This is a genomic window from Pseudomonas sp. H1_G08 (genome assembly GCF_054681355.1).
Genome location: NZ_CP162822.1, coordinates 5388398 through 5403672, shown reverse-complemented (window position 1 = coordinate 5403672; position 15275 = coordinate 5388398). Strand labels below are relative to the sequence as shown.

Sequence of the window (15275 nt, the reverse complement as noted above, 5' to 3'; positions counted from 1 at the left end):
GCACAACCGCTTTGTCAGGCTTTTATTGCAAAGTGTGTTGCTCGATGAATTCCATCGGCTGCAATCCTTCGCGGCTTACCAATCGATTTAACTCGATCCGGGGCAAACGAACGGCCAGCAGGCTGACACCTTCATCATCGTATTCTTCTTTCTGCACCGCCCCGAGTTCGAAAAACTGCGCACGCAGCCGAGCGAATCGTTGCGGCAAGCGCAAGGTACCGACGAACAGATCACTGCCGAGCAACTCGGCGATAGCCTGTTCAAGCAATTCCAGACCGCTGCCATCACGCGCCGAGAGCCAGACCCGTTGCGGCTTGCCATCGGCATCGCGCTGGATCTGCGGCTCGACGCCTTCAAGCAAATCGAGTTTGTTATAGACCTCGAGGATCGGCAAGTCCTGGGCACCAATCTCGCCCAGCACCACCATCACCTGCTCGATCTGCAACATGCGATCCGGTTCGGCCGCATCGATCACGTGCAATAGCAGGTCGGAATTGCTCGACTCTTCGAGCGTAGACCGAAATGCCTCGACCAGCTTGTGTGGCAGGTGACGAATGAACCCCACGGTGTCGGCGAGGACGATGGGACCGAGGTCGTCAAGCTCCAGCCGGCGCAGGGTCGGGTCGAGCGTGGCGAACAACTGATCGGCCGCGTACACCTCGGACTTCGTCACGTTGTTGAAGAGTGTCGATTTGCCGGCGTTGGTGTATCCCACCAGCGAAACGGTAGGGATGTCCGCACGGGATCGGCCACGGCGCGACTGCTCGCGCTGACTGCGCACCTTCTCCAGCCGCCCCTTGATCTGGCGCAGGCGAACCCGCAGCAGACGGCGGTCGGTTTCCAGCTGGGTTTCACCCGGACCGCGCATACCGATACCGCCACCCTGACGCTCAAGGTGAGTCCAGCCGCGAACCAGCCGCGTGCTCATGTGGTCAAGCTGGGCCAGTTCGACCTGCAGCTTGCCCTCATGGGTGCGTGCGCGTTGGGCGAAAATATCGAGAATCAGCCCGGTGCGGTCGATCACGCGACACTCGAAGACACGTTCAAGGTTGCGTTCCTGACTGGGCGTGAGGATGTGATTGAAAATCACCAGATCGGCTTCTTCAGCCTTGACCAGGTCGCGCAGCTCCTCGACCTTGCCGCTGCCGATCAGATATTTGGCGGTTGGCCGATGACGCGGCACGTTAAAAAACGCGACGGTCTCGGCGCCAGCTGAATTTGCCAACTCCTGAAACTCCTGCGGATCTTCGCGCGCCTCAGGGTCCTGTCCATCCAAGTGAACGAGGATGACTCGTTCACCACCACCGTGGCGCTCAAAGAACAAAGGAGACTCCTATCAGGCGTTACCCGGCGCTGCATCGGCATCGCCCTGTTCGTTTTCGGTTGCGCTAGGCAGACGAATTGGACGAACCGGCACGACGGTCGAGATAGCGTGTTTGTAGACCATCTGGCTTACGGTGTTTTTCAGCAGGATCACGAACTGGTCGAACGACTCGATCGTCCCTTGCAGCTTGATACCGTTGACCAGATAGATGGAAACCCCGACTTTCTCTTTACGTAAAGTGTTCAGGTAAGGGTCTTGTAGCGAATGCCCTTTTGACATGTGCCGCACTCCTTTAAGGATTCAATAATAAAAACAGGGAAATTCAGATGGCTTCGGCCGTCACACCCCCAAGGATAGACGGCAATTGCAAGGACTCAGCTCAATATGGAGATGGTCCCAAGGTATTTCAAGGCGCGTGGCAGATTGTCGCAATCAAGACTGTCCAGCCAATGCAAATCGTCCCAGCTGCGCAGCCAGGTAAACTGGCGTTTGGCCAATTGGCGCGTGGCGATGATGCCCCGCTCCTGCATCTGGGCCAATGTCAGCTTGCCGTCCAGGTAATCCCAGACTTGGCGGTAGCCTACCGCACGTATAGACGGCAACCCCGAATGCAGGTCACTTCTTTTACGCAGGGCTACGACCTCGTCGATGAATCCCTGTTCCAACATATTTGTGAATCTTTGTTCAATTCGCTGGTGCAGAACCTGACGATTCGCCGGAGCAATGGCCAGGTTCGCGACAGTATAGGGCAATTGTTGCCGTCCCGAAGCGGCTGCTTCAGTACTTTGCACAGATTGTTGCTCGCGCAGAGCGGTCATGCTCTGCCCGCTGACTCGATACACTTCCAGTGCCCGACTCAAGCGTTGCGGATCATTGGGATGGATGCGCGCCGCCGACACCGGATCGATCTGCGCCAACAGTTCGTGCAGGGCTTGCCAGCCGAGGCGTGCAGCTTCTTCCTCGATCTGCGCGCGGACCTCGGGATCGGCTGCCGGCATGTCCGCCAGACCTTCGACCAGAGCCTTGTAATAGAGCATGGTGCCGCCGACCAGCAGCGGGATCTTTCCTCGCCCAGTGATTTCGGCCATGGCCTGCAACGCGTCGCGACGGAAATCGGCAGCGGAATACGCTTCAGCGGGGTCGAGAATGTCGATCAGCCGGTGTGGGTATTCGGCGAGCAGTTCTTGCGAAGGCTTGGCCGTGCCGATGTCCATGCCGCGGTAGACAAGCGCCGAATCGACACTGATCAACTCGCACGGCAACACCTTGGTCAGCTCGATGGCCAGATCGGTCTTGCCCGCAGCGGTCGGGCCCATCAGGAAAATCGCTGGAGGCAGCTGGCTCATCAGCGACCGCGCAGGAACAGTTTGTCCAGATCGTCCAGGCCCAATTGGGTCCAGGTCGGTCGGCCATGGTTGCATTGACCACTGCGCTCGGTGTTTTCCATATCGCGCAGCAGACCGTTCATTTCCGGCAGGGCCAGACGCCGGTTGGCGCGGATCGCGCCGTGGCAGGCCATGGTGCCGAGCAGTTCGTTGAGGTGCGCCTGGATACGGTCACTGGTGCCGTATTCCATCAGGTCAGAGAGCACGTCGCCGACCAGTCGATTGGCTTCGGCCTGCTTGAGCAACGCCGGGATCTGCCGGATCGCCAGGGTTTCCGGCCCCAGTCGCTGCAATTCAAAACCAAGACGCTGAAACCAAGCGGCGTGTTCTTCAGCGCAATCGGCCTCGCGCTGACTGACCGCCAGCGATTCCGGCACCAGCAACGGCTGGCCACTGAGACCTTCGCTGGCCATGGCGATTTTCAGGCGCTCGTACATGATTCGCTCGTGGGCGGCATGCATGTCCACCAGCACCAGGCCATGGGCGTTTTCGGACAAGATATAGATGCCTTTTAGCTGCGCCAGTGCATAGCCGAGCGGCGGGATATCTTCCTGACCGGTCGGCAGCGCGCTGGCATTGGCTTCAGGCAGCGGCGCGAAAAACTCTTTGTAAGCGGCTTGAGCCTCGGCAGCGGGCAGCGCCGATTGCGGACGCGGCGTGTATTGATACTGATAAGCGCCGCCAGCGCTGGCCCCGGATGACGTGTTGAACGCCGGTTGCGCCTGCGGCTGCTCCAGCAGCGCATTGGCGGCCAGACGCATCTCGCCCTGTGGGCCGAATTCGCCCGCCTCGATCCCGCTCGGCCGAACGATCGCCGTGGTGACCGAGCCGGCCAGTTGATCTTCCGGACGCACATCGCCCAACGCGCGGTGCAGCGTGCCATACAGAAAATCGTGGACCATGCGCCCGTCACGGAAGCGCACTTCGTGCTTGGTCGGGTGCACGTTGACATCTACCGCTGCAGGATCGACCTCGAAAAACAGCGCGAAGGTCGGGTGCCGACCGTTGAACAGTACGTCGCGATAAGCCTGGCGTACCGCGTGGGCCACCAGTTTGTCGCGCACCGCCCGCCCGTTCACAAAGAAATACTGCAAGTCAGCCTGGCTACGGTTGAAGGTCGGCAAACCGACCCATCCCCACAGGTGCAAGCCATTGCGTTCGATCTCGATCGGCAACGCCTGCTCAAGGAACCCCGAACCGCAGATCGCCGCCACACGCCGTGCGCGGGCCGCATCATCGTGGGCCTCGTGCAGGCTGAGGATCGTCTTGCCGTTGTGGCGCAGATGAAAAGCCACGTCGAAGCGCGCCAGCGCCAGACGCTTGATCACTTCCTGCAGGTGATCGAATTCGGTTTTTTCGGTCTTGAGAAATTTGCGCCGGGCCGGGGTGTTGAAGAACAGGTCGCGGACTTCCACCGAAGTGCCGACCGGATGCGCCGCCGGCTGCACGCGCGGCGCCATGTCCCGGCCTTCGGTTTCGACCTGCCAGGCCTGATCGGCATCGCGGGTGCGCGAGGTCAGGGTCAGACGCGCCACGGAGCTGATCGACGCCAGCGCCTCGCCACGGAAACCCAGGCTCATCACCTGTTCGAGATCCTCAAGATTGCGAATCTTGCTGGTGGCGTGACGGGCCAGGGCCAGCGGCAGGTCATCGGCGGAAATACCGCTGCCGTCATCGCGCACGCGCAGCAACTTGACGCCGCCCTGCTCGACATCGACGTCAATACGCTTGGCGCCAGAGTCGAGGCTGTTTTCCAGCAACTCCTTGATCACCGAAGCCGGGCGCTCGACCACCTCACCGGCGGCAATCTGGTTCGCCAGCCGGGGGCTGAGCAGCTCGATGCGCGCCGTGTTCATTACCTGGTTCATTCTTTCGACGCCAGTTCGGTGCCTGGAATGGTCAGGTGCTGACCGACTTTCAGCTCATCGCTTTTCAGATTGTTGGCGGCGCGCAAGGTGGCCGGCGAGACCTGATAGCGCACGCCGATCATCGCCAGGGTTTCCCCCGGGCCGACACGGTGGTCGCGCGGGCCTTGGGCAATCTTGCCGGAATCACGCAGCCAGGCGATGTAGGTGCCCGGCGGCGGATTCTGCTGGAAGAACTGGCGCACGCCGCTGCTGATCGAACGGGCCAGCGCTTGCTGATGGCTCGATGCGGACAGCTTGTTCGCTTCGTTGGCGTTGGAGATAAAGCCGGTTTCGACCAGGATCGACGGGATGTCCGGCGACTTCAGCACCATGAACCCGGCTTGTTCCACACGCTGTTTGTGCAGCGGCGTAACGCGACCGATATTGGTCAGCACCTTCTGGCCGACGTTGAGGCTGGAAGTCAGCGACGCAGTCATCGACAGGTCGAGCAACACGCCGGCGAGCATGCGGTCCTTGTCGTCGAGGCTGACGTTGCCGGCACCACCGATCAGGTCGGATCGGTTTTCACTGTCGGCCAGCCAGCGGGCGGTCTCGGAGGTAGCGCCACGATCGGACAGGGCGAACACCGAAGCACCGAAAGCGGCCGCGGACGGCGCAGCGTCGGCGTGGATCGAGACGAACAGGTCGGCGCCCTTCTTGCGGGCGATTTCGGTACGCCCGCGCAAAGGAATGAAGTAGTCGCCGGTACGGGTCAGCTCGGCGCGGAAGCCTTTCATGCCGTTGACCTGACGCTGCAATTCGCGGGCGATCTGCAGCACCACGTCTTTCTCACGCTGGCCGCGCGAGCCGGACGCGCCCGGATCTTCCCCTCCGTGGCCGGCATCGATCACGACGATAATGTCGCGCTTGCCAGCCGGGGCTGGCGGCAGCTTGATCGCCGGTTCGGTCGGAGTCACCGGCACCGCCGGCACGGTCGCTACCGATGGCGTCGGGGCTGGCGGCGGCGCGGCATCGGCCGGGTTGTCGAACAGATCGACCACCAGACGGTTGCCGTACTGCGCGTTCGGCGCCAGCGAGAAGCTTTTCGGGGTGACGGCTTTTTTCAGGTCGATGACCACGCGCAGGTCGGTCGGCGTGCGCTGGGCTGAGCGCATCGCGGTGATAGGCGTGTTCGCGGTCTGCACGTTCAACGGCGCGCCGAGGGTGGCGCCGTTGATGTCGATCACCAGCCGGTCCGGGGCTGTCAGGGTGAAAACGCTGTGCTGCACCGGGCCGCTGAGGTCAAAGACCAGTCGCGTGTTGTCCGGCGCCCGCCACAGGCGCACGCTGTTGACCTTTGAATCGGCCACAGCGTTGACGGTTACTGCCATCAACATCAGTCCAGCGGCAGCCACCAACGCGCGAAAGCGCATACCAAACCCCATCATTTAATTGGATTCCAATGCCAAAGCGGCACACCAGGCCTCGCCACGCGAGCCCTGGGCTAAAATTTTCAGCGAACGCCCGCTGTCTTGCGGGCTAATGGTAATGGTCAGGTCGGGCTTTGGCAAAAAGCCTGCACCTTTATCGGGCCACTCGATCAGGCACAGGGCATCGTCTTCGAAGTAGTCACGGATGCCGAGAAACTCCAGCTCCTCGGGATCGACCAGGCGATAGAGGTCGAAGTGGAAGGCACGTATGTCACCGATCTCGTAGGGCTCGACCAGAGTGAAGGTGGGACTTTTTACCGCGCCAACATGGCCCAAACCGCGAATGATGCCCCGTGACAGGGTGGTTTTGCCCATACCCAGATTACCTTCAAGAAAAATCAGGCCATGGCCCTGGGTGACGCGGGCGATCCGTGCGCCAAAGTCGCTCATTGCCTGTTCATCGGCCAGGTACAGGGTTACTTCAGACACGGTGCTTGCTCCTCCAACAACTGACGAATGGCTGGAATCAGATCACTGGCCGCCAGCCCACGGCCGAATTTGCCTTGTTGCATACCCGCGTTGGCGTGCAGCCAGACGGCCAGGCATGCCCCATCGAACGCGTCCATGTCCTGGGCCAGCAATGCGCCGGTGAGACCGGCCAGCACATCCCCCAAACCGCCCGTGGCCATCGCCGGATGGCCCTGATGACACAGGGCCAGACGCCCGTCTGGATGGGCGATCAGACTGCCGGCCCCTTTCAGAACCACTACCGCTGAATACTTTTTGCTCAACGCCAGAGCAGCGGCCGGGCGATCGGCCTGCACTTCGGCGGTACTGATGCCAAGCAAGCGCGCCGCTTCACCCGGATGCGGGGTGATCACGCAATCCTTGGGCAACTGGACAAAATCGCTGGCCAGCAGGTTCAACGCGTCAGCGTCCCACACTTGCGGCAACGCAGCATTGGCGGCCGCCGACAACAGGGCACGGCCCCAACTGGCCTGACCGAGACCCGGTCCGACCACCAGCACCGAAACCTTTTCCAGCAGCCCCATCAGTTGATTGGCTGACGAGGTGCCGAGCGCCATCGCCTCCGGGACCCGGGTCAGCGCCGCCGGCACATGCTCTGGGCGAGTCGCCAGCGAGACCATGCCCGCGCCGCCGCGCAAGGCCATTTCCGTGCTGAGCAGAATCGCTCCGCCGAAACCGTGATCGCCGCCGATCAGCAACACGTGGCCAAAGCGGCCCTTGTGCGAGGTCGGCGCGCGCGGCGCAAGTGCTGGAAGATTAGGGGCGCTCAGGCGCTGAGCGCAGACAGGAATGTCACTGAAAATTTCGTCGGGGGCTTGCAGGTCACTGAAGACCAGCTCACCGATATGATCCGCAGCATCACCGGTCAACAGTCCGACCTTCATACCAATGAAGGTCACCGTTAGATCGGCGCATACCGCGACACCCAGTTCACACCCGGTATCGGCACACAGCCCGGAAGGAATATCGACCGCTGCTACCGGCAAACCGCAGGCGTTGATCGCCTTGATCGCCGAGGCATAGGGCTCACGCACTTCGCCGCTCAGGCCAGTGCCGAGCAAGGCATCGAGGACGACACCGCACAGCTCGCTTTGCGCCTGCCAGCCTTGCACCACAACACCAGCAGCCACCGATTCGGCATGGGCCAGTGCGGCATCGCCCTGCAAACGTTGCGGATCGCCGACGGCGAGAACGCGCACGGTCCAGCCGGCCCGCAGCGCCAACCCGGCCACCAGATAACCGTCACCGGCATTGTTGCCATGGCCGGCGAGCACGGTCAGCTCGTTCGCGCCCGGCCATTTGCGCACCAGTGCGCGCCACGTCGCGCGGGCGGCGCGTTGCATCAATTCGAAGCCCGGCGTGCCGGCGGCGATCAGCCGCGCGTCGAGTTCGCGCACCTGCGCGGCGCGGTACAGCGCGTCGGGTAATTCATCTTTCGTCTGCGGCATGCGTCTTCGGGCTCCGATGTCTGGCAGAATTATACGCACCTCAGCTCCGGTTTCTCTCGCCTCATGTCCGCCATCACCACAGACCTGCCCGCCCTCGCCCAATCGATCAAGGATTGGGGCCGCGAGCTGGGCTTCCAGCAAGTCGGCATCAGCGGTCTGGACCTGGCCGAACACGAGCAGCATCTGCAGCGCTGGCTCGAGGCCGGCTACCACGGCGACATGGACTACATGGGCGCCCATGGCAGCAAACGCTCGCATCCCGAAGAGCTGGTGCCGGGCACGTTGCGCGTGGTTTCCCTGCGCATGGACTACTTGCCAGGCGATACCGAAATGGCCAAACGCCTGGCTGAGCCGGAGAAGGCTTACGTGTCGCGTTATGCCTTGGGCCGCGATTACCACAAATTGATCCGTAAACGTGTTCAACAATTGGCCGACAAGATCCAGGCGGAGATCGGCCCGTTCGGCTTTCGTGCGTTTGTCGACAGCGCACCGGTGCTGGAAAAAGCCATCGCCGAACAGGCTGGACTGGGCTGGATCGGTAAAAATACCTTGGTGTTGAACCGCAAGGCCGGCAGTTATTTCTTCCTGAGCGAACTGTTCGTCGACCTGCCGCTACCGGTGGACGAACCGCACAGCAGCGAACATTGCGGGCGTTGCACCGCATGCCTGGATATCTGCCCGACCAACGCCTTTGTCGGCCCGTACGTGCTGGACGCCCGGCGCTGCATTTCCTATTTGACCATTGAGCTGAAAACCGCGATTCCCGAAGAATTGCGGCCATTGATAGGCAATCGGGTGTTTGGCTGCGATGACTGCCAGATCGTCTGCCCATGGAACCGCTTCGCCCGGCCGACTGGAGAAAGCGATTTCAAGCCACGGCACAATCTCGATAATGCCGAGCTGGCTGAACTGTTCATGTGGGATGAAGAAAAGTTCTTGAGCAGCACCGAAGGTTCACCGTTGCGGCGTGCCGGGTACGAGCGCTGGTTACGCAATCTGGCGGTGGGGCTGGGGAATGCGCCTTCAACGATTCCTGTGCTGGAAGCGTTGAAGGCGCGACGTGATTATCCGTCAGAGTTGGTCAGGGAACATGTCGAGTGGGCACTGGAACAGCACGCCCACCGCGCGCTCGCAAAACCGGCAAGCGCACTGTTCAAATCGTAGCCGGACCTTGAGTGTTCCTGCTTTCGCCTTGTATCGTTTCGTTGCGTGCTCCGACTTACTTTTTTTCCTTTAAATGACCACCCAGCTGGTTGATGACCGCGATCCGCTCCTTGGCGTTTTCGGTCATATATATTCGGTCTCCTTGCGACAGATAAAGATGCATCGGCTTTGATGCTGAGCCGGATGGACCATGCATGGGCGTGTATTTGGCATGAATCAGCGCTGCAGAAGACGTCGGGGAGTTACCCGCCTCAATGTGCTGCATGAAAGTTTCGGCCTTTTCAAGCAAGCCGGTAAGGCCCTCTTTCTCAAGGATGTTCTTTTTGGGGTCGACCCTGACGAGTGACCATGGTTTCTCGGCCTCTTCCTGAACGGCCGCGCTGGCCTTCGCCTTCGCCTTGGCCGCCGCCTTGTTTCCCTTACCCTTGATCATGCCTCGGGCCATCTCTTGACCCGCTGCTTTGGAGCCTTTACTACTCAGGCCCTGCTTGAAGGCGCCAGCCAGTTTCCTGCCAGCATTGATGCCCGCTTTGGCACCAGCTGCCAGCCCTGCCCCCACCGAAGCCAGCCCAAGACCAAAACTGATCCAGCCCAATATCTCGCCCGCTTGAGAACCCGGTGCGAGTTCATTGACCACCTCGCTGGCAATACCCGCCAGGCCTGAAGCAACCGCCAGCCCCAATGCCGCCACTGCCCATGGCGTCGCCGCGCCCATCGTCACCACGCTGGCAACAATTCCGAGAACACTGAGGCCGATGCCCAGGATCGATTGCCAGGAGATATGCCCGGTAGGGTCGACACGATTGACAGGGTCGCCCAGGCAATAACTGTAGGCATTCAATCCGCCCGCGCCAAATGGACTCATGCTGTCGGGGGCGAGAAAGCGCATCAGTGTCGGACTATAAGCCCTGTAACCGTTGCCCAGCAGATACAGCCCGGTAACCGGATCCAGCTGTTCGCCGTTGAACCCTGCCACGCTGAACAATCCACCTTCGGCGGGACGATGCCCATAAGGGCTGTAGGCGCAATCGGTGAGCTGCTCCTTGCCCAGCGTTGCCAGCACACTTTGCTGCTGATCGGTGCCGTATAGCTGCGCGTCGGGGTTCAACCCCGATTGCTGTTGCCCCACGAGCGCTCCACCGTGACGCACAACACTGGTTGAACTTTCACCACTCACCTCGTTGGCAACCCGGCCTGCGTAGTAGTAACGCTGCACAATTGCTTTTTCGGCTTGCGACAGCTCCACCAGATCGTCGAAACCGTCGTAATGGTAGCCACGAATCACTGATCCCCCTGCGCTGGACAACTGCTCGAGACGTCCGAACGCGTCATAGGCCAGCGTTCGCGCCTGGTCGTCCTTGATCATCCTGCCGTTGGCGTCGTATTCCAGCGTCACTGCCGAGGGATAGTCGACGTGGGAATGTTTGACGGCGCTGAGCTGTGCAGGATCAGGATTGTCGTAACTGAAGGTGGTCAGATTCACCCCCAGCGGGAACTTCGTCTGCACGGTGAGGATGTTATCCAATGCATCGAAGGTGAATGTCTGGCGGATAATTTCCTTGCCATACGGATCGCGCGGCTTTTGCGTGCCGGCACAGTCGTACTGGATCAAGCGCCCGCGCACATCGTAGGTGAACTGTTCATCACGTAACACTTGAGTGCCACGTCTGGACACTTTCTGCGCCAGTTTGCCAGCCAGCGTGTAAGTCGATTCAAGGGTCTGGTCTGGCTGCCCCTGAATCTCGAATGTTCGGCGGGTTTCACGCCCGATATCGTCATAGGCAAACCGGGTGAGCATTTGACGCTTGATTGACGTTTCTTCGGTTTTCGTCCAGTCCAGCATCCCCGTCTGCGCGTTGTAGTGGAATTCGGTTTTAAGCGAGCCCTGGGAGGTGGATAGCAGGCGGCCGTGCTTATCGTATTCGGATGTGCTTTCGACTCCGAGCACATTGACATGGTTGATCGGTCGCCCCTGCAGGGACCAGATACTGGAGGTTGCTTTGGTGATCGCGCCGAGGGTCGTCGTTTCGGTTTTCACACGCCCGGAGGGGTGATAGGTAAAGCTGCGCTCTCTGCCGTTTTCGGTACAGGTCAAGGGATTGCCACTGAGGGGGTCATACGTCATGGTCGTGACCAGATCCCCTGCCTTGCGCTCAGTCAGCAGGCCGCCCAGTTCCCGCAAATAAGTGAATTCGGTTTTTTTGCCATCAGCACTCCTGTACCACTGCGGCTGGGTGAAGCCCGCTTCATAACCTGCCTCGGACTTACGTCCGCCAACGGTACTTCGGATCAAGCGACCCAGACCGTCATAAGTTTGCTGCCCCAACACTTTGTCAGCGACCTTGATGTTGATCGGCAGACCTTCATCACTGTGCCCGGCGTAGTCGGTCACGACCGCAGTGGCGTCGGGCAGGACACTGCGGGTTATCCGGTCAAAAACGTCGTACTCATATCGGCTGGTATTGCCGACAGGGTCTGTCTGACTGGTTGTGCGCCCGTAACCGTCATAGGTGTAAACGGTTTTGCCGAGACTCTTGTTCTTCAGATTGAAGCTCTCGACACTCAGCGGTTTACCGAAATCATTGACGAGGGTGATCGTCTTGCCCATCCCCTGGAGCCAATGGGTCTGCCGGCGAAGAACCGGGTCCGCCTCGCTGTGTTCGATACGTCCATCATCGTGCAGCGTCTTGCTGACCTGGCCCCAGGAATCGAATTCGTAGCCGGTGCTGACCGGATAAGGCTTGCCATCACGCCAATCAGTCAGCGTCACTTTCACCTTGTGGCCGACCGAATCATGCAGCGCAGAATAAAGCGTGCGTGTCTGAATCAGACCGTCCTTGTCGGGATGGTCGCAGTCCTTTTCATGAACGGTGATCACCCGTTCCATCCCGTCATAAGTCACTTTTTGCTCGCCGCCAGCAGGATCCGTGGTCACCATTGTCGCCGGATGCTGTTTGCTGGCAGCCAGATAGGTCCACCGGGTAACGGCCGCATATGGGGTGCCGCCAGCAACCGTTTTGCCCACTGCCCGACCGATTGCGTCGTACTCATGCTCGATGTGCTCGCCATCGACAGCGACTTCAGAGACCTGTAATCCGGTCAGCGTCGACAGCACTTTCTCACTGGTCTGCAGCGTGCCGTCAAATCCGCGCGTGCTGGACCTGACTCGCAACCTGTCACCCTCAAGTTCATAGGAAAACTCGATAGCGGTTTTTTTATCATTCAGGATGACACTCTGCTCTTTCGTGGCTCCATGCTTGAGTGGATCCCCGGGCGTATTCAAATAACTGCGTGCGGTTTTCGAACGCAATACCTCAACGCCTTCCAACACTTCACAAAAACGCTCCTCGACCGGTAACACGGATGCCAGTTCCGCACCGTCCAGCGCCGGATGCAGCGCGTAGTCGTAGTAGGTGACTGTCGAAGCACCATCGGATGCGGCAGCAGTCACCGTCCTTTTTTTCGGGAATCTGGAAAAGCCCAGCGGATCCTCTGGGCAGTTATCTCCACCACTGGCCGGATAAAATTCCGTGGTCGTCGTCACCCCAGTGGGCTCGACCTGCTTGAGCAAGTTACCTTCGTCATCGAACTCGGTGACGGTGGTTTCCACACGCTGCTGTTGGGTGCGCCGATCGAGGTACGTCACCGTGTGGACTTTAGGCATGCGGAACTGAGCCACCTGCTCACTGAATGGCTTGGTAATGGAACAGTGATACTCCGTGGTGGTGGCGATCTGAGCGTCACCACAGGTTGTAACCTCAGCCACCAACAGATGGAATTTGTTGTAGGTGCGTTTGATGCGGGTATGTACTTTGCCGCTGACCAGCAAGTGCTCGTCCGAGGTGTAGACGTAGTGGCCGGGCGCCAGATAGAGAGGATCCAGATCACTATCCTTGGCAGGAAGGAGGCCCTGCCCAAGGAAGTTATGGTCGGAGTACGTGTAGGTCTTGCAAAGTCGGGGCTGGCCGCGCCCTGGGTAGACATCGTGAGCAATCACAAACGGCAGTGTCCGTTCCACACCGCTGATGAAGCGGTGGCCGTGCCGCTTGTAGCGAATGATTTCGACCCCGCGCAGCGGATTGACGATGCGATGAACATAGCTGGCTCCAGCGATGACTTCATACTCAAGGTCCCAACCCTTACCAACCGGCAGCTCGATGGCCGTCACTCGAGAGTTTTTCAAGATCAGCTTGTAGTTGGAACTGGAAGTAGTGTCGGGATGCCGGGACAGCGTCACCTGACCTGCCGCGCGGGTGATTTTCAACAGGCAGCGCTTGGCATCACGGACTTCGGCCAATCGGGGAAACTGGTTGAACAACTCATGCTTCAGCGTAATGCTCACACCGTTCGCCGCTATTATTTTTTCCGCGACGGCGACCTGAGTGCCGGCCAGGACTTTGAGCAGTTCACGCCGGCCATCCTTGTATCGAACTTCATAGCGCCCTGCTCCAGCGACTGACACTTTCGCCGTTTGCAGTTTCATTTCCTTGAACTTAAGGCCGGTAGGCGTCTCGACAGCCTTGTAGCGCTCACCGTTGGACAAGGTCATCACTTTGCTGCGCAAGTCATAATTGGTCAGTGTCAAAGACCAGCCAACGCCGAAACCACTATCCGCCTGATTGAGCGGATTAAAGCCCACTGAAAGCGCAAGCTCCGGACCATTGAGATCCGCCGAGTGCAACTTGCCAAGCGAAAATGCGCAGGTGTACATGCCCGTGCGGGGATCAACGCCTCCTGAAACAAATTCACCAAAGTTGAAAGCGTTGGAGTGAACAGCGGAAGATGAGTTACTTTCCATAGCAAAATATCCTTTATTCCAGGTGCAAATTTAAACAGGTCAAGCTGGCCAACGAAAATTCGCTGAATCACGCAAATGAAATCAGGCAAATTGTTTTGTTGACCGTTTCGACTCATCCAGAATAAAAGTTCGCTGTTCTGTATCACCTTTGATAGCAAGCCAGTGCTCCGTACCGAACTCATCAATCACGGCGAATTCGAACGCACCTCTCGTCGCCGGCTTCTCCTCCGTCTGTAGAGTCGTGCGCTGTACCAGCGTCAATACACCAGGCACATCGTTAATCGGGAAAGTAATAAAACCCAGAGGCGTATTGACCGAAGCCGATCGCCCATAGATCGGCGCCAGATAGCCATAAAAACTCCTGCCGCCACCACTGTAGTGGTTTATCGTGCCTGACGAGTACACCATTACCGCGTCTTCAGCATCATACGGATTAAGTCTTATATCGGTGCTATACCAGTCAAGAATGTTGATCTGGCGACCGTCAGCGTGAAGCCCGAGATGAAAATACTGAATGCGCTCCTCGTACACTCTTTCGCTGAAAGTACCGTACTTATAAAGAGAGAAACTGTTCTGATTGTATTTTTTCGGAGGAATCGCCTCCAGCGTGACACTGCTGTCGAAACCAACCCCATTACTTCGCAATACCACGCCATTCAAGGAGATCTCGGCAGCCACTTCCATAATTCCAGGTCGGGAAGCCGAGACCCAGAACTGGAAAATCTGTACCGGATCTGCGGCGTTGCTTACCTGGTTGTCACTGACCCGCGGGACTTCTGTCAGGCGCGTTGCCCCACCCGACATTTCGTGAGCGTAACGATTTTCCTGAATCGAAACACTCCAGTCTCCCTCCAGAGGCCGAGCACCGTTGTAGGCAATCAGCCGCAATGACGGCAATGCAGGATGTCCATGCAGCGATGCGCCGTCGCCATTGTTATCGATGCCGTGCAGAAGCACCAATACACGCACCTGCATGCGACCGTTGGCATAAAGCACTTTGTGCTGACCATGATTTGTGGCGTCGAGTTTTACCTCGATACGGGAAATACCAACTTCCTCATCAAACATTTGATAACACCTCAGCCGATTAATATATTTCGCCCCTCAAGGGCTCGGCAAAGTATTAACGTCGAATTTAAATATAAACAGCCGCGACATTTGACATTTTGTGAAAAAGCAAACTTTCAACATTATCTTTAATAATTCACACAGATGCTAATAACTTCAAAAAATGCGATCTGCATGTTACGAGATTCAACACTAAGCCCTTCGCCCCTTTGATTCTGGCCCACGATGGCCTGTTACCCCTTCCGAATTCAATCAACCCGAACCGGAAGGGGAGTCAGCGAGT

General features: G+C 58.8%; 10 protein-coding genes. 1 reads left to right on the top strand and 9 read right to left on the bottom strand.

Going from position 1 to position 15275, the window contains the following annotated elements:
- Positions 1 to 22: 22 nt before the first annotated feature.
- From hflX to AB4N85_RS24430, 7 genes are all read right to left on the bottom strand, one after another.
- On the bottom strand, positions 23 to 1324 hold the full coding sequence (gene hflX, locus AB4N85_RS24460; protein WP_041480728.1) for a ribosome rescue GTPase HflX: 1302 nt from the start codon (positions 1322 to 1324) through the stop codon (positions 23 to 25).
- 12 nt (positions 1325 to 1336) lie between these two features.
- Positions 1337 to 1603 carry an RNA chaperone Hfq gene (gene hfq / locus AB4N85_RS24455; protein ID WP_016771947.1) on the bottom strand — a complete coding sequence of 89 codons (267 nt, stop codon included), beginning with the start codon at positions 1601 to 1603 and terminating at the stop codon, positions 1337 to 1339.
- Positions 1604 to 1698: 95 nt separating this feature from the next.
- Positions 1699 to 2670: a tRNA (adenosine(37)-N6)-dimethylallyltransferase MiaA gene (gene miaA, locus AB4N85_RS24450; RefSeq protein ID WP_460066214.1), complete on the bottom strand. Its 972-nt coding sequence runs from the start codon at positions 2668 to 2670 to the stop codon at positions 1699 to 1701.
- Positions 2670 to 4577: a DNA mismatch repair endonuclease MutL gene (gene mutL, locus AB4N85_RS24445; protein WP_024011367.1), complete on the bottom strand. Its 1908-nt coding sequence runs from the start codon at positions 4575 to 4577 to the stop codon at positions 2670 to 2672. The genes miaA and mutL overlap by 1 nt, the downstream gene beginning before the upstream one ends.
- Positions 4574 to 5953: an N-acetylmuramoyl-L-alanine amidase gene (locus tag AB4N85_RS24440; RefSeq protein ID WP_370593506.1), complete on the bottom strand. Its 1380-nt coding sequence runs from the start codon at positions 5951 to 5953 to the stop codon at positions 4574 to 4576. The genes mutL and AB4N85_RS24440 overlap by 4 nt, the downstream gene beginning before the upstream one ends.
- Positions 5954 to 6004: 51 nt before the next feature.
- Positions 6005 to 6475 carry a tRNA (adenosine(37)-N6)-threonylcarbamoyltransferase complex ATPase subunit type 1 TsaE gene (gene tsaE, locus AB4N85_RS24435; protein WP_016771950.1) on the bottom strand — a complete coding sequence of 157 codons (471 nt, stop codon included), beginning with the start codon at positions 6473 to 6475 and terminating at the stop codon, positions 6005 to 6007.
- Positions 6463 to 7962 (bottom strand): NAD(P)H-hydrate dehydratase, encoded by a 1500-nt coding sequence (locus AB4N85_RS24430; protein ID WP_460066211.1) that lies wholly within the window; start codon positions 7960 to 7962, stop codon positions 6463 to 6465. The genes tsaE and AB4N85_RS24430 overlap by 13 nt, the downstream gene beginning before the upstream one ends.
- Before the next feature lie 63 nt (positions 7963 to 8025).
- Between AB4N85_RS24430 and queG the strand changes: the two genes are divergently transcribed.
- Positions 8026 to 9126, top strand: a complete 1101-nt coding sequence (gene queG, locus AB4N85_RS24425; RefSeq protein WP_095180962.1) for a tRNA epoxyqueuosine(34) reductase QueG — start codon at positions 8026 to 8028, stop codon at positions 9124 to 9126.
- 55 nt (positions 9127 to 9181) lie between these two features.
- Here the strand turns inward: queG and AB4N85_RS24420 are convergent, their stop codons facing one another.
- The gene (locus tag AB4N85_RS24420; protein WP_460066207.1) at positions 9182 to 13924 is read right to left on the bottom strand and encodes an RHS repeat domain-containing protein; all 4743 of its coding nucleotides are present in this window, start codon (positions 13922 to 13924) and stop codon (positions 9182 to 9184) included.
- 81 nt (positions 13925 to 14005) lie between these two features.
- Complete coding sequence (locus AB4N85_RS24415) at positions 14006 to 14992, bottom strand: hypothetical protein (RefSeq protein ID WP_460066205.1); 987 nt, start codon at positions 14990 to 14992, stop codon at positions 14006 to 14008.
- Between the last annotated feature and the right edge of the window lie 283 nt (positions 14993 to 15275).

What these genes read in the sequence shown, in the direction of transcription:
- mutL (WP_024011367.1), bottom strand. Translation starts at nt 4,577, where the DNA reads ATGAACCAGGTAATGAACACGGCGCGCATCGAGCTGCTCAGCCCCCGG.
- AB4N85_RS24420 (WP_460066207.1), bottom strand. Translation starts at nt 13,924, where the DNA reads ATGGAAAGTAACTCATCTTCCGCTGTTCACTCCAACGCTTTCAACTTT.
- miaA (WP_460066214.1), bottom strand. Translation starts at nt 2,670, where the DNA reads ATGAGCCAGCTGCCTCCAGCGATTTTCCTGATGGGCCCGACCGCTGCG.
- queG (WP_095180962.1), top strand. Translation starts at nt 8,026, where the DNA reads ATGTCCGCCATCACCACAGACCTGCCCGCCCTCGCCCAATCGATCAAG.
- AB4N85_RS24440 (WP_370593506.1), bottom strand. Translation starts at nt 5,953, where the DNA reads ATGTTGATGGCAGTAACCGTCAACGCTGTGGCCGATTCAAAGGTCAAC.
- AB4N85_RS24415 (WP_460066205.1), bottom strand. Translation starts at nt 14,992, where the DNA reads ATGTTTGATGAGGAAGTTGGTATTTCCCGTATCGAGGTAAAACTCGAC.
- AB4N85_RS24430 (WP_460066211.1), bottom strand. Translation starts at nt 7,962, where the DNA reads ATGCCGCAGACGAAAGATGAATTACCCGACGCGCTGTACCGCGCCGCG.
- hfq (WP_016771947.1), bottom strand. Translation starts at nt 1,603, where the DNA reads ATGTCAAAAGGGCATTCGCTACAAGACCCTTACCTGAACACTTTACGT.